This is a genomic window from Luteitalea sp. (genome assembly GCA_009377605.1).
In the GTDB taxonomy this organism is placed as follows: domain Bacteria; phylum Acidobacteriota; class Vicinamibacteria; order Vicinamibacterales; family Vicinamibacteraceae; genus WHTT01.
Genome location: WHTT01000026.1, coordinates 21044 through 38853, shown reverse-complemented (window position 1 = coordinate 38853; position 17810 = coordinate 21044). Strand labels below are relative to the sequence as shown.

The following is a 17810-nucleotide window of genomic DNA, read 5'->3' as shown; positions in this document are numbered from 1 at the left end:
ACAGTTCCGTAGGAGATTTACGATTTTGCAATCCCTCGCCAAAAATCGGACGACTGCGCTACGGGTGCTTCACATAATCGATAGCGCCGGTCTCTACGGTGCCGAACGAGTGCTACTAGAGCTAGCCGTCGAGCAGCAGAAGCTCAACCACATACCCACGATTGTGTCCATCGGCTCGCCTGGTTGCGGTGAGAAACCGGTGGAACGAGCCGCTCGAGAGCGCGGGCTGCCAGTACGGATCGTCCGAATGTTACCTGGACCGAACCTCAGAGGGGCATTGCAAGTTCTTCATCTAGCCCGCGACGAGGCGGCCGACGTTCTGCACAGCCATGGCTACAAAGGCGACATCCTCCTTGGGTTCCTGCCCAGGCGACTGCGATCGATTCCATTGGTTGCGACCGTGCATGGGTACACGGACGTTAGCGGCCTGAGCCGAATGTGGCTGTATCATCGCGTCGACCGCCTTGCATTGCGATGTGCCGATCGCGTCGTGCTGGTTCATCGCGGTATGACGGCTACACGCGGGTTGAATCGCCTGCACGACCGGCGTTGGCGCGTCATCGAGAACGGGATCCCTCAAGCTGCGCCTGTGTCCTCCGCGTCGTCCGCCGATACATCCTCATTCGTAGACGACGATATTGTTCGGTTCTGTAAGAGCGGGTCAGTTGTGATTGGTGCGATCGGGCGGCTGTCGCGAGAGAAAGGTTTCGACCTCATGTTGCGCGCCGTCGGACAGATCGCGCGCGATCGAGACGACGTCGTGGTGCTGATCCTGGGCGAGGGCAGGCAACGCGCGCCGCTCGAGCGACATGCCCGCGATCTCGGACTCGGCGACCGAGTCTTGATGCCAGGATATCGGAGCAACGCGAAGGATTATCTGCGCCTGTTCGATGTCTTCGTTCTACCGTCATTGACGGAGGGGCTTCCGATCGTTCTATTGGAGGCGATGCAAGCGGCCGTACCAATCGTGGCGAGCCGCGTAGGCGGCGTTCCAAACGTGCTCGACGAGGGGCGAGGCGGCCTATTGGTCGAACCTGGTGATTCGAGCGCTCTGGCGAGGGCGATTCTGCGCTGCATAGACGACCGTGCGCTTGCCTCACAACTGGCGGAGTACTCGCTGACCCAGTCGTCGTCTCGGTTCAGTAGTCGAGTCATGGCGGAGCTCTACCTGGAGCTCTACCTGGAGCTTTATCGCGAGGTCGCGGCTGCGGGCTGACATCGAAGATCGTTGTGACGATGCTGCTATCTCGAGGCACGGTCATGACGCTCGAGAGGTGGAGAGCTAGAGGGAAAGCCAATGAGCAAGGATGAACTAGTTTTGAACGCGGTAGGCGATGTGTGTCTGGGCGACAGCCTGATCAGTCTAGGTTTTGGCACCCGAAGCGCGATCGAAGCCTGCGGTCCACATTTCATCTTCGATGCAATCCGTGATGTCTTGAAGAACGGCGACCTTCTCTTCGGTAACCTGGAGTGCGTGCTCTCCGACAGAGGACTCGAGCGCCGGGATCCCCAATCGGTCTATCTGCGGGGCGCTCCGGAGGCAGTCGAGGCGTGCGTGGACGCCGGCTTTCATGTGATGAACATCGCTAACAATCACACGCTCCAGTACGGTGCAGAAGCATTCCGAGATACGACTCGGCTTCTCAGGAACAACGGCATCGCACCCCTAGGCATCGCGAGCGGCGGCGAGTATCACTCTGAGCCAGTCATTCTGGAACGAAACGGAATCTCGATTGGATTCCTGGGTTATTCCCACGAGTGGGAGCAGTACTTTGACGGTGACCCGCTGTACGCCGCGACTCGCAGAGAGGGTATCTTGGCAGACCTCACGCGCCTCAGGAGATCGGTCCACTACGTTGTGGTCTCGATGCACTGGGGCCTCGAGTACATGACGTATCCCTCACGGGACATGACTCATCTCGGACGCATCCTGATCGACCATGGTTGCGACGTCGTGCTCGGCCACCATCCCCACGTCGTGCAGGGCTGTGAGCGATACAAGCACGGCTTGATCGCGTACAGTCTCGGGAACTTCGTCTTCGACAAAACATGGTGGCAGACCTGCCTGCGCACGGTCGTGGTGCAAATTACGTTCGCACGCGACCGCCGTGTCGGGGTGTCCCATGCGCTGATTCCAGTGCGTGTCAGACGAAACTACCAACCGGCCCCAGTCGATGGACAGACTGCCCAGCGCGAGCTCGCTGCGCACGCACGGCTGAGGGATGCGATCAATCGGGATCTAGGTCGCGGACCGCTGACGTATGCCCGTGCGCAGAAGCTCAGGTTGGTGCTGTTGGTTGTGCTCAAGTTCGCGCACATCGTGCTAAATATTCGCCGGTATGAACCCCATGTGCGACGACATTTGATCTTGAAGAAGTTGTTGCGTTTCGCCTCGAGGCGACCGCTCGCCTCGAAACGCCTGGAGATGCGGCATTGAACGTATGTTTTGTTTACAAGGAAGACTATCCATGGGATGTTCGCGTCGAAAAAATCGTCAAGACTCTCGCAGAGCGGGGCCATAGTGTCACGCTTGTAGCGAACAATACGGCACGTCGCGCCCGTCACGAACGCTTAGACGCCATCACGATCAGGCGACTTCAAGCGCTGCCCGGGATTTTCGGCCGCCTGAATGACGCCGTCAGCCTCCCCGTCTTTTTTAATCCGCTGTGGTTATTCGCAATCTTCCGAACCCTGCGCCGGACCGGTGCGCCCGTTGTGATCGTGCGAGATCTGCCCTTGATGCCGGCTGCCCTCCTCATCGGTCGGATCCTCGGGCGCCGCATCGTCTTCGATATGGCCGAGTGTTATCCTGCGATGTACGCCTCGGCTCTGCGCTTCAGCGATCAGAAGGCCGGCAATTACATGCTGAAGAATCCGCACTTTGCGGCGCTGTTGGAGCGCATATCGGTCCGCTATGCCGACCACGTGCTGGTCATGATCGAAGAGTCCCGCGACCGACTTCTCCAGTTAGGCTTCGACGCAGCCAAGATCACCATCGTTTCCAATACGCCTCGCACCACAGCGGCTGCAACGCCGAGAACCCACCTCCGCAAGGACGTTCTGAAGATCATCTACGTTGGGTTCGTCACGCGCCTTCGAGGAATCGACAACGCCCTCCACGGTCTGGCTGCGTACGCTGCCGCCGATGTTCCTCGGCCAAGCGTCGTGCTTCACGTTGTGGGGACGGGCGCGGCCTTGGCAGAATGCCGCGCGCTGGCAGACCGGCTTGGCCTCGGCCCGCTGGTGCAGTTTCACGGTTGGCTCGAGCACGACTTCGTGAAGGAGCTGTACGCCGAGAGTGATATTGGTGTACTGCCGTACCATGTATGCAGCCACTGGAACCACACGATTCCAAACAAGCTCTTTGATTACATGGCTTCAGGTATCCCGGTGCTGTGTACAAACGTGCGGCCCATCCAGCGGATTGTCGACGAGGTCGGCTGCGGCCTGGTCTGCGCTGACAACGACGCCGCCTCCTTCGCTGAGTGTCTGTTGCGGCTAACCGACTCCGACGTACGCGCGGACATGGGCCGGCGTGGATTCGAGGCCATCCGGGCTCGCTATAACTGGGAAACCGACAGCATGCGATTGACTGACGTGGTGGAGAGGTTAGCCCCACGGCGTCCAGAAGATGCTCTCGGATGAGAGGGTGTCGGGCAACGCCCTCGTCCTAGCCCCGCACTCGCTGCCCGCCGTCGACCACGAGCGTGTGCCCGTTGATACCGGCAGCGCCGTCGCTGCACAGAAACTGGGCCGCCAATGCGACCTCCTCGAGAGTCGTCAGGCGGCCTCGGGGTGAGCGACTAATCGCATCCTGGAGACGACGCTCTTTGTCGGGGAACGCATCCCATGCCTCCGTCAGAACACTGCCAGGTGATAGCAGGTTGACACGAATGCCCCGCGGCGCGAGCTCGAGTGCCAGGTGGCGGCAAAGCGCCTCCAGCCCTCCTTTGGACGCACCGATCAGCGTGTAGTGTGGAAATGCGTGGACCGCGCCTTCTGACGACAGCCCGAGGATGCTGGAGCCCGGACCAAACCTTGGAAGAAGCGCTTGAACCAGATCGAAGAAGGCCCGCACGTTCAGGGCAAAGGTGAAGTCCCAGTGCCGCAACGTCAGATCATCGAACGGGCGGTGTATGCCGGTGGCGGCACAATGGACCAAGCCAGAGAGCGGAGCGGTGCCCACCGCTTCGAGCACGCGTCTCTTGCCCTCTGGCGATGTCACGTCCGCTCGACAGAGCTCGATGGGCGCTCCACTTCCGCTCGTTCCCGTGGCAAGCGACTGCGCAGCCTCCTCGTTGTGGGCGTAATTGGCAATGACGTTGGCGCCAGCCTGCGAGAAACACGCCGAGATGGCGCGACCGATGCCGCGCGTGCCGCCGGTCACCAGGAAGCGCTTGCCCGCGAGGGAGAACGTGTCGCTCATGGCGTGGCGTTCGACGAGCCGCCCGTGTTCCGCCGCAGGAGATATCGCTCCAGCACCTCATCGCGATAGTCGGCGGCAAGTGCGGTGCGCGCAACGAAGGAAAAGAACAGCTCCGCCTCGGCGACGTCACGCTCCTCGACAGCAACGCGGCAGGTCGCGGTCGCAAATGCCGGGGCGCTTGCCTTGATCTCGGCGTAGATGTCGGCTCTGTGCCCTGGCGAGACCCACTGGCGAAATGAGGCCTTCCGGATCTGAACGAGCATCGCCTTGCCGCGCTCAGGGCTTTCCGCATCGAGGCACTTGCCAGCGGTTTGCGCCATCATCTCGACCAGCAGGACGCCAGGGACGACCGGAAAGCCAGGAAAGTGATCTCGAAACACATCTTCGTGAGGCGGCATCGTCTTGATGCCATGAACATGCTTCCCTGGCTCCATGGCCAGGATTTCGTCTACGAGGATGAACCGCACGCCGTCACTCCCACCAGCCGCAGAGCCAACCAGAAGTGCTCATGAGTCCGACCACACATCGACACTAGCCCGCGCTGGCATGGCGAGCTCTGGCGATTCGCTCGTAGAGCTCCACATGCTGTCGATAAACTGCTGTAATAGCCAAGCGTTCCGCCAGACTGTCGAGCGCGTCCCTCGACGAATCGATCGCTGCTGTGGTGATTTGTTCGATTCGTTGTGCGAGACCCCTCGGGGTGAATTGCCAAAAGAGGTGGATCGCCCCAGGGGCCATCTCATTGTAGTCGACGATCTGCGGTATGTTGGAGCCGAGGATGGGCTTTCGGCATGCAATCCACGTGGACAACGATGACGACGCCGACATGCGCGAAAAGGGACAGAGGGCCAAATCGGTGGCGGCCAAGTAAGTTGCGAGATCGGACTCATCAACATAACCCGTGATCCGAAGCCGCCCCTCTACGCCAAGTGTTGTTGCGCGGTCACGCAGGTCAGCGACGAATTCATCGCAACCAGGACCCGCCCCTGGAGCCCCCAAGAAGACAGCGACATATTCTTCTGGCAAGAGCTTGAGGGCTTCCACCACCAATGCGTGACCCTTGCGCTGATGAATGAACCCAAGCAGGGTCACTACCTTTTTGTTGACGAGACCCAGCTCTCGCTTGGCGGCCGCTGGATCGGGCAAGAGGGGCATCGACTCGACGAAGTGAGGAACGACGTGTACCTTGGACTCCGGAACGACCGACACGAGACGCCTCTGTTCCTCGCGGCTGCAAACAACGAGCATCGCGGCAATCTTGGAAAGGTGTCGATACTCGTCACCACGGGCAAGCACGACGCTCCTCTGTCGTGTGTCGAGAGTAGCAATGCGCATGGTCTGCCTTAGCCAGGGTTTCACTATTTGGCGAAGGTGAGCCATGCGTGGAGGAACATAGATGTCGTGGATCGTGACCACCAAGGGACAAGCGAGGTGCTCAACGAAGCGCTCGACGTTGTGAACGGCTGCTCGGCCCCCCCAGATCGTCTTGTTGTAGTGAACGTGCGCCAGATGGCAGTCGCCGAATGCCTTGGCTATGTCTTTGGCTTCATCAGGCTGCAGCGTCTGGCCTGAGGCAAAGACATGACAATGCTCCCGAACGCGGACGGTCGGCGTACGGGCGGCTTCCTGGGCAAGGTACTGACTATATCGGCGTATGCCGTGGTCTACGGCTCCAACGTGTAGATAGCCAACGGTCAACGTCATGGCGAGCGTGCGAAGGGTTACAAAGAGTGCGGCTGCTATCGGGCTGTTGAATCACCCTTGTTGCCGCGCTGGGTGTCCAGGCGATGGCATGTGTGCCCGATCGAAGCGCGGCACAGGCTCCGGTCGCAGGAGGCGGCTCGTCAGATACCGAAACCCGCCCACCAACTCTCGCCACGGCCGGCCGAACATCGCCGCCTCGAGCTGCCACCAGGCGCGCCTGCACCATTCTCTCAGGTAGGTGCGCCGGGCACGAGGATGGAGGATGAGCTTGACGTAGTAGGCGCCTCGACCGTAGTCGTAGCCTCGCGATTGACGGATGGCGTCAGACCCGGGTTTCCGGCCATGGTGATGAGCGACGACAAGCCGAGGATCGTAACGTCCGGACCAGCCGGCCCAGGCGGCGCGGGCCAGATACTCGATGTCCTCCCCGGCGACGCACGTCGTGCCGGCGCCGAGGTGCGGATCGAAGCCCCCGATGGCCCGGACCACCTCGCGGGAGATCGCCATGTTGGCCCCATGCATGGTGCCGGCCGCCAAGAAGGTCCGTGGGCGAATCTCCGACGGCGTCCTGATGGACGACAGCGTTGGCGCATCGGTGGGATCGTGCACGACGACGAGGCCACCGACGAACCCCGGCTTGTGCTCTTCGAAGATCTCAACGAGGGCCCGGAGATAGTCACGTGCCGGATAGCAGTCATCGTCGGTAAACGCCAAGAGCTCACCGGACGACTCTGCAATGCCAACGTTACGCGCTCGAGACAGTCCGGCAACGGGCGCCAGAACGCAATGGACCGGAACAGTCGCCGACCGCGCGAACTCGTCGAGGATCGCCGGTGTCGAGTCGGTCGACGCGTTGTCGACCAGAATCAGCTCCCATCCGCCTGGCGGCGACTCCAGTTGCCCGAGCCGCGTGAGGAACTCCAACAACCGAGACCCCCGATTTCGCGTACAGACGATCAGCGAGACCTTTGGCTCGTCGGACAGCACGTACTCCTCTCGGTGTCGGCTTTACGGGACACGACTCCATTCTACCGATGGCGGAAGCGTACCCGCCACGAAAGATAGCTCATTGCACCCACAACCTCTCTTGCCGTCCTTCGAAACTGACGCTGCTTCGTCTGCCAGTACCAGCGCTTGAGATAGCTCAGCCGCATCTGTCGATCCAATAGGCACTTGGCAAAGTAAGCGCCGCGGCCAAAGTCGTATCCTTTCCGCAACTCAACTGCAGCCTCCTCACGTCTCCCATGATGGTGGTAGACGAGAGGGCGTGGGTCGTACATCCCGGCAAAGCCGGCGAACGTCAGCCTCGCGAGGATCTCCACATCCTCGCATGCAAAAGGGGTTCCCGCCCCCATCTCATCATCGAACCCGTCAACGGTTGCCAGCGCCTCCCTCCGGAAGGCACAGTTTGCGCCTTGGATGACGCCTGTTGGCACGAACGAGTACGGTTTGATGTCGAGTCGTGACCTTACGGGACGGATGGTGATGGGATAGTCTGCTGCATCGTAAAGAAGGATCCTGCCACCCAGGAACGCCACGTCCTGCTCGCCGAAACACTCGACAAGCTTCGAGAGGTAATCTGGGGCGGGATAGCAGTCATCGTCCGTGAACGCGACGATGGCGCCAGAGGTCCTCCGCCAGCCGGCATTCCTGGCGCGTCCCAATCCTGGACGGCCCTCTAGGACCACATGGACAGGAAAGGACGCGTCTCGCTTGAAGCGCTCGAGAAGCCCGACAGTGTCATCCGTTGAGCCGTTGTCGACGACAATCAGCTCCCATGGCACAGGCGATTGGAGATTGCTGAATGTATCGAGGCATCGCTGTAGCTGTTCGGCACGATTGCGTGTGCAGACCACAACGGACAGCGTGACTCCTGCGCTTGCTGCTACATATGGCTCCTGCACGGTCGTCACGGCTGACCTCGGCGATTCGAGCCGACTCTCACCGTGAAGATTGTCCGAGCTGTCGGCTCCCATGAGCTGCCTCAGCTTGACGAATGACAGAACCGCTCGATAGGTATCCGGCTACACATCGAATCGAGGAAACAACGCAAACAACAGGCCCTCCCTCTGACGGACGAACGCCTTGAGCTCGGGCGTATAGTACCGCTCCCAGCGCTGTTCGGGAGTGCGTCCTCCTTCAGGCGGAAATACTTTTTCGGCAGTTCGCACGAACTCGATCTCTGCAGGTGCGTAGCTTGCGCTCAACAGAAACTCATGGAGCTCTTGATTGAGATTCGTTTGATCCAAGAGCCGCAGGTTGCACATGTCATTTCGGTAGGCGCTCGATTCGATATACGCTTCAGTGAGCAGCGGATAGACGGTCCCCGGATCCCGAAAGTAAAAGTCGACGAACTGCTGAGTGTGAAAGCCCGGCGTCTGCTCGGGTTCGGTTGGATGGTGATAGCGGATCAACCTCTTATTCGAGAGGTGAACGAAATCGGCGAAGGTGATGTCGGGATAGCGCGGGTAGGCTTGCGTCACCTCGTCCACGGGACCGAACATTTCTGGGTGGGTGCGCCACCACGCGAACTCGTACTGAGAGACGTATCGATCATAGGGGTTGCGAATAGTCGCCACTACCGGTCTATTGCGGTACTGCACCGGGATGTCACGGTATCTTCCATGCTGGTCGCGCGTGGTTAGCTGCAGTTTGAGGACAAGACCGGTCTCGACGTTCGGCAGTTGAGTGAGGCTCGCCGGATCGATGCGGACGGTTTCTATACGATCTCCACGAGCCTCGTGGATCTTCACCAGAGTAGCCGTGACGAACGTACCGCCTGTTTTTGGCTGATGAATGTAGGTAAATTGTGGGGTAATCAGCATTTGGACCGTCCGTACAAAGACTCATGGACTGACGAGGTCCCATCTGGCGAGGCGGAACCATGTCAAGGCTCAGCCGGAGGTCGAACCGAATAGCCGAAGAGCTCGAAATCCTTCGCGTAGACGTCCTGAACACGCCGCTGGATTGCCTCGTTGGCATAGTAGCTCTCCAAGCGTGCCCGGTCTCCGCGCGTCTCATTGGCATGGGGGAGCTGCGCGTGAACGCCAAGTCGCTCACACACCTTGGCAAAATCCTCCTCGATCCGCTCAACGCGCCCAACGAAATCCATCACGAGCTTGCCGCCAAGCTCGAGGAACTCGTGTTGCGGGCGGAAATGCTCGGGCCACTTGGGCTCGGGCTTTAGCCACCGCAGGACGAAATCCTGGAAATCGGCGTATTCACTGAGAACCTGGTCTCTGAATTCGCGATTGCTGGGCCACGCAGGGTGTCCGCCTGCTCTGAGGAATTCGTAGGCCGAGACAAGGCGTGTGTATGGGTTGCGGACAAAGGTGAACTTGAAGTATCGCCAGAAGTCTCGGCCGAAGAGCCTGCAATAGTCAGACGCGTCATCGTGTCCCCCAGCGAGGTTGCCGAAGAGTGCCATAGCGACACTCACACCGGCGGCTTTGGGGACATGCACGAAGATACAGCGGTGCTCGTCGAAGGGGCTCAACGAGTACGTCACGGCGTTTGCGCCCTCTCCCACGTGCACCACTTCCCGGCGCCTGGCGTCACACGCACTGCGGTTGGTCCAATGCCAAAGCGCGCATTGCTGCGCTTCGGGCAAACGGTTGATCAGCCTCTTGACGACTGGCCTGAGAGGGCGTGTCGCGATCGGCTCTGAACTATTGACGCCCATTGTCTAGGAACGTGAGTAGCCCAGCTTGAAGAGTCGGCAAATCGCTGAAGTTATCCCGCACGTACTGCTCATACGACCTCAATACGTGGTCGTCGTAGCCATAGCCATCCTTTAGGTCCATAGCCGTCAACGCGTCGTCGAGCCACTGTGTGTCTGCCTCGACACGTAAGAATGCCGCGAGTTTGATAAGCATCTCGCGAGATATCTCGTGCTCGAAATAATGGAAGAAACGGTCGGGAAAGCGACGTTGAAGCTCACCAACCCACTGAATTTCGTCCAACACAGCCTGCGTGCACTCCAGCAAGGACGCGTGCCGGTTCAGGCCGTCAAAGATCGCGACATGGCCGGTCTTGAGATTTGATGCGGCACAATCGAGGGGATTCCTAATCGGCAGGAGAAACCGCAACCGATCGTTGCGGGCAAGGACGTCTTCAAAATCAAAGTGACTGCGCCGGATAGCGTTCGAGGTCCTGAGAGACTCCTTCCAGAACAGACACCGGATGTCATCCTTGAGGATCTGGCCTCCCCGACTGCGATGCAGCGCAGCCAGCGGATGCGAAGGATCGAAGGCATGCGAATGTATCAGGGAGCCGCCATAGTTGCCTCTGGTCCCACCCTTGGACACGAAAATCGCGTACTGGACGAAGCGATTGAACCGAAGGTCGGAGTAAGCGGCGATGAAGTCGACATGTCTGTTGCCGAATATCCTGCTGCCTGCGTGATTCAGGACTTGACAGTTGGGATGTAGGAATATCACGGACGCCGTTAACGTAGTCAGGTTTCGATAGGGACCGAGAGTGAGGCAGACCGTTTTGCAGCTTCGTGTGTCAACCGACCGTGACCGTATCAGGTTCCCAGCGTCTACCAACTTTTGAGTGAGCGTCGCGAGGGGCTCAAGGCGCCGTCTTGCGCGGTGTTCCACAAGTGGATCTCCTGCGGAGAATGGTCGTTCAGTCCGCCTCAGTCCGAAGGTCATCTGGGCGTCGCCTCCCTGAGGACCCAGAATCCTAGCACGGTGAAGCTTCGTAGTGACATGGGTGGCTGCGAGGCAATGTCGTGTCGCTGCTATTCCACGTCGAAGTCGCAACCTGTCAAGAACCACCCTTCGCCCGATGCCAAACGCTTGTGCAGCGTGCCGGTGCTCGCCCGGACGAAGAAGGGTAGCCGCTCGTCGGCGCGAGGGCGAAACCCGGCCGCTTCGATCATGGGAGCAACAGTGGTGCCATACGCGAGGCACCGTACCAGTCGGGCGCCATCGTGGATGAGCTGGTCCACTGCGGCGTGCATGATGAAGAAAAGGGGTGAGACCCCATCCTCGATGCTGGGCAGGGCGAGCCAATCGGCAATGTCTCCTTCCTTGCGACTATTCGGTCGCGCGAGATTCAGCCTGGTGACGACATAGCCTACGAGACGGCCGCTCACGAAGCCTCCGTGAATACGGTAGCGGCATCGCGGATTTCGCACGAAGCGCCAGTTCAAGTACTCGGGGCTGCGCCGCACCAGGATCCGACCCTGGCCCTCGGACGCGCGACTGAGTGCCGTCACGTCATCGTCGAACTCATTCAGCTCACGCAACTCCAGGGACGGCGGCGGCCGCCGGCGGCGTCGCGCGCGCTCGAGCGCGAGCAGGGCGTCGCCTGCCGTGGCCGCCACACGGGTAAGCGGCCCCAGCTTCGCCTGCCGCTCGATGAAGTCACGGCTGCGGACGAGCGTCTTCCAGACGCGAAGATCGAGGGCCTGCTCGAACATTCGCGAGATGAGCTTGTGCGATCGTGCGTTGCTGCCCGTGACCAACGTGATCGGGTAGTGCTCGAAGATCACGAGGTTCATGAGGGCCCCCAACCCGCGGCCGTCGAAATCGGGACGTACCATGATGTCGAGCGTGCGCGTTGCCGGTTGCGCCTCGCCATCGACCACGAGCACGACGGGCTCGAGCCCCATGCCACCGATGATCTCGTTCTCCCTCTCGAACACCCAGTAGGGCGTCGGGTGTGTGGCGAGCTGTGAATTGAAATAACGCCACCGGACGAACGACTCGTCATCCCACCACATACCGCCGCCGGACACGAGGCGGCGCAGCTCGAGGATGCGCGGGAGATCGGCCTCGGTAGCAGGGCGGAAGGCCTCGAGGAGGCGCTCGTACGGAACGCCCAGACTCTGACTCACGTACGGGCCGAGCTGTTGAAGGGACCAGGACACTGAGATTGCGGCGCGACAGCCGTATCACGCAGACGTACGGACGGAGTCATTCGCAAGGCGACCGTGCCTATGCAACACGTCCAGGATATCCTGAACGGACTGGAGCCCGGGCAACTCGGATTCGGTGAGACGAATCCCAAACCGTTCGTCGAGCTGCGCCATCAGGACGAGCTGGCCGAGTGAATCCCAGGCAGGGATGGCGTCCCGAGCTGTTGCCGGCTGTATGTTTTCCCTCGACTCCTCGAACATCTCTGCCACCCACGCGAGCGCCTCGTCTTGTGACACCGCGTTTGGTGAGCTGTCCTGCTCCATGCTCATACGTAACGATCCTCCTTCAGCCCGAAAGTTATTACCATCGACAGTCGTAGCGCAGGCCTTTAGGCCTGCCCGGCGGCGGGCAGGCAGGCCTGAAGGCCTGCGCTACTGGGCGGAATAGCCTCCATCCACTGCCAGGTCAGTGCCCGTAATCCAGGTCGTCGTTGGGGCGAGCAGGAACACCACGGCGCGCGCGACATCGATGGGCGAGCCGGGGCCCAGCGGATGCTTCTGCTCGAGAGCCGATACCTGCTCCCTAGTGAGAGCCCCCAACGCATGGTCCGTCATTGGCGTCCTCACCAGTCCCGGCGAGATCGCGTTCACGCGGATCCTGCGGCGGGCAAGCTCGATGGCCATGGCGCGTACCGCCGCGGCGATCGCTCCCTTGGTGGCAGAGTAACCAGTCTCACCAGCGGCCCCTACCTTGCCGTAGATCGATGACAGGAACAGGAGACTGCCGGCATCCGGCTCCATGACATCGCGGCGCGTCACATGACGCGCGAGCTCTAATCCAGCCTGGACATTGACTGTCATCATGGACTGCACGACGTCAGCCGTGCTCGTCCTGAGCGGGCTGGTCACGACGATCCCGGCGGCATGACACAGCCCGTAGATCCGGCCTACCTGCTTTGCCATACGGGCGATCGCCGGACCGATCGCTGACAGGTCACAAAGATCGAGCGCAAGGGTCTCGTGTCGGTCACCGTCGAGCGATTGGCGGGTGTCGTCGAGCGTTGGACCATTGCGTCCGACCAGCACCAGGCGGGCGCCGTGTCGGCTGAGCTCTACGGCCGACGCGCGGCCAATCCCAGACGAGGCGCCCGTGATGATGACCCACTTCCCACCGAAATCGAGGAAAGAGGCGGCGCCCAGTGTCATATCGTATTGGCTCCCGCCTTCGCGTGGCTTCGGCGAGGCAACTGTGATTCGGGCGAGGTCGTATCGGCGGACGGCCACTCGACGTGCCGCACGATTGTCGCCGGCTCCAAAGGGAGGAGCGCCGCGCCCCAGGACAAGCCCACGCCGTAGCCGAGCAGCATCAACCAGAGTGGGGCGGTTCGGTCGCCCAACGTCAGACCCTGCGTGATGGTCAGTGGAACCGATGGCCCCCCTGGATTTCCATAGCTGTCCAAGATGATCGGCACCTTCGCGACCGGTAGATCGCACTTGGTCATGAGGTGCTTCATGATGAAGCGATTCGACTGATGGAAGATGTAGTAGTCGACCTCGTCCCGGGATCGATCCGCCAACCGCAGTGTGTCTTCGATGAGCGGGGGAATCACCTTAATCGTGAAGTTGAAGACGTTGGCCCCGTTCATCTTCACGTAGTGCGATTCTTCGTTGGCGCAGAAGCGATCGCGAAAGCCACCAGCTTCGACAATCAGATCGTCGTAGCCAGTGCCATCGGTATGGAGCGTGAAGTACCAATTACCGTCGGTGGCGTCGCTTCGCTCGAGCGCCGTCGCCGAGCCGGCGTCACCAAAGAGTAGAGACACGGCCCGGTCACTTTCGTTCGCGTAGAGCGTCGGCGTCTCACCATGGAGCAGCAGCACGCGCCGCAGGCCGCCGTTCTGCAACATCATCGAGGCCAGCCACAGGCCGTAGACGTACCCGGAACAGCCAAGCCCGAGGTCGAACGCTGCACAGTGCTCCGCCAGCCGGAGACGCTTGTGTAGCAGGCAGCTCGACGAAGGCATGAAATAGTCGGGCGTCTGGGTCACCATGATCAGCCCGTCGATCGAGTCTCGCTCCCAGGCCAGATCCTCCAGGAGCGCCTCGGCCGCCCCGAAGCAGAGATCCGTACTGCACGTGCGGTCGTCGACGATGCGGCGCTCCGTGACGCCGGCCATGGCGACCACCTTGCGCACTTCATTCTTGGCGAAGGCCGTCGTGTCGGTCAGATTGTTGAACCGGCGTTCGGGCACGCACGTGGCGAGACCCTGCAGCGACGGTGCCGTGATGATCGATTGCGCCATGGTCTACATCCTACGCCCAGCCAGGGGGCACCCCCTATATCTTCCGAAGAAGCTGCTGGCCCGCCAACACGTCAGCGGCACGCTCGATGGTCGCCAACGGCAGCTCGGCACGCTCGGCAATATCGGTCAACGACCAGCTCCCATCGGACAAGGCGAGCACCCAGAACATGGCGGTGCTGAGGTCGTCCGGGTCGCCGCCGCCGCCCATCGCTCGGTACACACCGCGTCGTCCGAGTTGCGGCTCGCCGTACGGCGCCAGATTCTGAAACATCGCGTCGGTCTCGAGCCGCGACAGCATCGCCAGACAGGCGTCGAGCGCATCGTCGAGCTGCGCCGCCGAGATGAAGCTCAGATCGTCGGCAGACGTGTGGTACTCGGGAAACCGGTCGTGGCGCCCGCGCATGAGCGATCCGAATGGGATGCGAAACCCAGGCGCGTTGAACTGCCGCTCGTCATAGCCGAACGGGAAGAAGTCGATGACGGTCTCCTCCCGACCGCGATCATGAAGGACGCGGGTAGCGGCGCGGTCGACGGGACCATCGCCCGCAAGGCTCTTCTTGTAGGTCAACGGACGTGCATCGCCCAAGCACACGAGGCTCAGGCCGCCGCGAATGTTCAAGGAGTCGTCGCGATGAGTTGCCAGCCACGTCAGCGAGCCAATGGTGCCAGGGATGAAGAGCAGGCGATAGGAGAAGCGCCTGTCCCAGGTGGAGAGCTCGCGGCCGAGAAATGTAGCAACGGCGATCCCGGAGAGATTGTCGTTGCACATGGACGGATGGCAGACGTGCGCCGAGATCACGATCTCGTCCGAGACACGGCCCGGGAGCTTCAACTCGCCGTAGGTCAGCGCCCCAGCCGTCAAGCTCGTGTCGATCGACACCTCGTACTCCGGCTCGACCAGCGCGTCGTACTGCCACTTGGTCAAGCAGAATCCCCAGTCCCGGTGGTAGTAGGACGTCCGGTACGGTATCCAATCCGGATGATCCTCCAGCACGTGCAAGTGGCGCTTCAGCTCCTCGACGGGAAATCGCTCGCGGACCGGCACGCTGTATCCGACCACATGAAGATTCGAATCCTGGAAGTCCACGACACGCCGGCCATCCAGCGTCGCGATCCAGGCGTCTCGGATATTCCATTCTTCAGGCACCGTCCAGTCGAACACCTGCGTACCGGACGCAACTTCGTGGATCTCGATCGGCAGGAGCTCCTGAACCTTGCGCAACGTCTTTCGCACGCCATTGCCAGTGATGCTGCGGCACAACGGGTACAGACCCTCGATGAGCGCATACATCTCCGACGGGTCGAGATCTGCTTTCACGTCCATTCAATAGTCAGGGAAGTCCCGGTCACGCGCCGACATGACCAACGGTTCATGCGGCCAGCTTATCCCGAAGCGCGGGTCGTTCCACCGAACACCGCGTTGGACCTCTGGCACATAGTGTGCCCCCATCTGGTAAAAGACCTCTGTCGACGGCGCGAGGGTCAGGAAACCGTGCGCGCAACCGGCCGGCACGTACAGCATGCGGTGGTTGTGCTCGCTGAGCTCGGAGGCGAACCACCGGAAGCGGCAGGGCGAGTCGGCCCGCAGATCGACAATGACATCGTAAATCACGCCACGAGTGCAGCGAACGAGCTTTTCCTCGCGATGCGGAAGCGCTGCGTAGTGTAGGCCGCGCAACGTGAACGCCGCCTCACTGTACGAGACATTGCACTGCGGGTAGTGGGTCACGAGCCGGCGAGACTCGAACTCGCACTCGGAAAACGCACGGGCAAAGAAGCCCCGCTCATCGTGACTCGGCTCGAGCTCGATCACGTACGCGCCGGGCAGAGGAGTGTCCACGAATCGCATGAGACAATCAAGCCTTCATCATCGGGCGCATGTCGAGATCCGTCAGCTCCGCCGTCCTTCACTTGCAGCACTCTGAGCATCCCGCCACGTCCCTTCGCCATTACCCGCTTTCGCCAGCCTCTATCCTGCGCGCACGGCGGGCCGGTGACGCCCTTCAGGACATTCGAGCCGCAGCTTCCGCACATAAAAGGCCTCCGCATACTCGGCGGATGCCGCCGCCTCGACGCCCCGGAGCCGGGCCAGCCCAAGAAACGTCTCGGCCGTGAACCAGTGCTTGACCGCCTGGCTGGGGAAGTGTGTCAGCAGCGCATGCGCCTTGGCTTCGGCAACCGCGCGCGCGAACGGCACGAACACGTTGGGCGCCCCGAGGTCTCCGTCGTACTTGGGCACTTCGTACTCGAGGATCGTGTGGTGGCGAAACGTGTTCCACGTGAGGTCCGAAACCATGCGGTGATCCTGATGCCGGTCGTCGCGGTAGTGAGTGAACAGGAGGTCGGGCTCGATGTCGCCCTTCAAGCGCTCGAACTCGTCCTTGAGCCGCGCGCCGTCGTACGGAAAGTACCCGTCTTTGAAGCCATGCACGATGATCTTCCGCTGAGAGGCGCGCCGCAGGAAGTAATCGGCGCTCCGGCGCGCTTCCGCTTCGCGGTTGCCGCTGGCACCACACACCACCCACGTGACGTCCAGCGGTACATCGTCGCTCAGCCAGGCGAGGAGGGTGCCGCCACACCCGATCTCGATATCGTCTGCATGTGCGCCAATGGCGAGCACGCGCAGTGCGCGGTCTGTCACGCGCGGCGTCCAGCTCAGAGGCATCGCGGCTCACTTCCCGCGCGCTGGACATTGCCTCCAGTCCCTGAAGCATTCATACCGGTGACCCGTTGCGCCAGACCTGCCACGGCGCCTCGCCGCGGTCGTAGAACTCCCAGAGCCGCTGCCGATCCTTGAAGGTATCCATCGAGGCCCAGAAGCCGTTGTGCTCGTACGACATCAGCTTGCCTGCCGCGAGCACGCGCTTGAACGGCTCCGGCACGAGGTCTTCTCCTGGACGGATGTAGTCGAAGATCTGGCGGCGGAACACGAAGTAGCCGCCATTGATTCGCATCTCCGACTCGCTCACGTTGCGGATGTCACGCACGTGGCCGGTCTCGTCCATTTGGACGAAGTGATACGACAGATTCGGCCGCACCGCGAGGAAGCACGCCGTGTCATCAGAGCCCTCCAGCGTGCGAATCATCTGATCCAGGGGGGCATCGGTGAGCCCGTCGCTATAGTTGGCCAGGAACATCTCGTCCGGCTCGATGTACGGTCGAGCGGCGAGCAGGCGCTGGCCGATCGTCGCCCGCGCACCTGTCTCGAGCATCGTGATCTTCCAGTCGTGGGTGTCCCTGCCGAGCAGCTCGATGTCCTGGCCGGATCGAATCACGAAGTTGTTGGTGAGCGTCTCGTCGTAGTTCCGAAAATAGTTCTTGATGATGTCGCCGCGATAGCCCAAGCACAGGAGGAACTCCTTGTGCCCATAGTGGGCGTAATACTTCATCACGTGCCACAAGATCGGCCGGTACCCGATGGGCGCCATCGGCTTGGGCAGCGTCTCGGCGCTCTCGCGCAGCCGTAATCCCTCTCCACCACAAAAGAGAACGACCTTCATCTCGACTC

At 61.2% G+C, this 17810-nt stretch carries 19 protein-coding genes; 3 read left to right on the top strand and 16 right to left on the bottom strand.

Annotated elements, in window-relative coordinates; all coding sequences use genetic code 11:
• Positions 1 to 25: 25 nt before the first annotated feature.
• The 3 genes from GEV06_10950 (at position 26) to GEV06_10940 (ending at position 3645) form a co-directional block, all read left to right on the top strand.
• Complete coding sequence (locus GEV06_10950) at positions 26 to 1216, top strand: glycosyltransferase (GenBank protein MPZ18415.1); 1191 nt, start codon at positions 26 to 28, stop codon at positions 1214 to 1216.
• Positions 1217 to 1297: 81 nt separating this feature from the next.
• Positions 1298 to 2437, top strand: a complete 1140-nt coding sequence (locus GEV06_10945; protein MPZ18414.1) for a hypothetical protein — start codon at positions 1298 to 1300, stop codon at positions 2435 to 2437.
• On the top strand, positions 2434 to 3645 hold the full coding sequence (locus tag GEV06_10940) for a glycosyltransferase (GenBank protein MPZ18413.1): 1212 nt from the start codon (positions 2434 to 2436) through the stop codon (positions 3643 to 3645). The genes GEV06_10945 and GEV06_10940 overlap by 4 nt, the downstream gene beginning before the upstream one ends.
• A 25-nt stretch (positions 3646 to 3670) precedes the next feature.
• On the opposite strand, the gene GEV06_10935 is transcribed toward GEV06_10940, so the two are convergent.
• From GEV06_10935 to GEV06_10860, 16 genes are all read right to left on the bottom strand, one after another.
• Entirely contained in the window at positions 3671 to 4426 is a 756-nt protein-coding gene (locus GEV06_10935) for an SDR family oxidoreductase (protein ID MPZ18412.1), read from the bottom strand.
• Positions 4423 to 4893: a 3-hydroxyacyl-[acyl-carrier-protein] dehydratase FabZ gene (locus GEV06_10930; GenBank protein ID MPZ18411.1), complete on the bottom strand. Its 471-nt coding sequence runs from the start codon at positions 4891 to 4893 to the stop codon at positions 4423 to 4425. Before GEV06_10930 ends, GEV06_10935 begins: the two co-directional genes overlap by 4 nt.
• A gap of 64 nt (positions 4894 to 4957) precedes the next feature.
• Complete coding sequence (locus GEV06_10925) at positions 4958 to 6130, bottom strand: glycosyltransferase (GenBank protein ID MPZ18410.1); 1173 nt, start codon at positions 6128 to 6130, stop codon at positions 4958 to 4960.
• A gap of 51 nt (positions 6131 to 6181) precedes the next feature.
• Positions 6182 to 7117 carry a glycosyltransferase gene (locus GEV06_10920; protein MPZ18409.1) on the bottom strand — a complete coding sequence of 312 codons (936 nt, stop codon included), beginning with the start codon at positions 7115 to 7117 and terminating at the stop codon, positions 6182 to 6184.
• A 41-nt stretch (positions 7118 to 7158) separates the two neighbouring features.
• A complete protein-coding gene (locus GEV06_10915; GenBank protein MPZ18408.1) occupies positions 7159 to 8106 on the bottom strand; it encodes a glycosyltransferase in 948 nt (315 codons plus the stop codon).
• 48 nt (positions 8107 to 8154) lie between these two features.
• A complete protein-coding gene (locus tag GEV06_10910) occupies positions 8155 to 8955 on the bottom strand; it encodes a hypothetical protein (protein ID MPZ18407.1) in 801 nt (266 codons plus the stop codon).
• Between the two features lie 62 nt (positions 8956 to 9017).
• Positions 9018 to 9812, bottom strand: coding sequence for a hypothetical protein (locus GEV06_10905; protein MPZ18406.1), 795 nt, complete (start codon positions 9810 to 9812; stop codon positions 9018 to 9020).
• Positions 9799 to 10437 carry a hypothetical protein gene (locus tag GEV06_10900; GenBank protein ID MPZ18405.1) on the bottom strand — a complete coding sequence of 213 codons (639 nt, stop codon included), beginning with the start codon at positions 10435 to 10437 and terminating at the stop codon, positions 9799 to 9801. Before GEV06_10900 ends, GEV06_10905 begins: the two co-directional genes overlap by 14 nt.
• A 440-nt stretch (positions 10438 to 10877) precedes the next feature.
• Complete coding sequence (locus tag GEV06_10895) at positions 10878 to 12011, bottom strand: GNAT family N-acetyltransferase (protein ID MPZ18404.1); 1134 nt, start codon at positions 12009 to 12011, stop codon at positions 10878 to 10880.
• Between the two features lie 24 nt (positions 12012 to 12035).
• A complete protein-coding gene (locus tag GEV06_10890; GenBank protein ID MPZ18403.1) occupies positions 12036 to 12329 on the bottom strand; it encodes a hypothetical protein in 294 nt (97 codons plus the stop codon).
• Positions 12330 to 12431: 102 nt separating this feature from the next.
• Positions 12432 to 13205: an SDR family oxidoreductase gene (locus tag GEV06_10885; protein MPZ18402.1), complete on the bottom strand. Its 774-nt coding sequence runs from the start codon at positions 13203 to 13205 to the stop codon at positions 12432 to 12434.
• Positions 13202 to 14302 carry a ketoacyl-ACP synthase III gene (locus GEV06_10880; protein MPZ18401.1) on the bottom strand — a complete coding sequence of 367 codons (1101 nt, stop codon included), beginning with the start codon at positions 14300 to 14302 and terminating at the stop codon, positions 13202 to 13204. Before GEV06_10880 ends, GEV06_10885 begins: the two co-directional genes overlap by 4 nt.
• Before the next feature lie 34 nt (positions 14303 to 14336).
• A complete protein-coding gene (locus GEV06_10875) occupies positions 14337 to 15593 on the bottom strand; it encodes a DUF4910 domain-containing protein (protein MPZ18400.1) in 1257 nt (418 codons plus the stop codon).
• A 33-nt stretch (positions 15594 to 15626) separates the two neighbouring features.
• On the bottom strand, positions 15627 to 16151 hold the full coding sequence (rfbC, locus tag GEV06_10870; GenBank protein MPZ18399.1) for a dTDP-4-dehydrorhamnose 3,5-epimerase: 525 nt from the start codon (positions 16149 to 16151) through the stop codon (positions 15627 to 15629).
• 120 nt (positions 16152 to 16271) lie between these two features.
• Positions 16272 to 16967, bottom strand: a complete 696-nt coding sequence (locus tag GEV06_10865) for a PIG-L family deacetylase (GenBank protein ID MPZ18398.1) — start codon at positions 16965 to 16967, stop codon at positions 16272 to 16274.
• A gap of 49 nt (positions 16968 to 17016) precedes the next feature.
• Positions 17017 to 17802, bottom strand: coding sequence for a glucose-1-phosphate cytidylyltransferase (locus tag GEV06_10860; GenBank protein MPZ18397.1), 786 nt, complete (start codon positions 17800 to 17802; stop codon positions 17017 to 17019).
• Between the last annotated feature and the right edge of the window lie 8 nt (positions 17803 to 17810).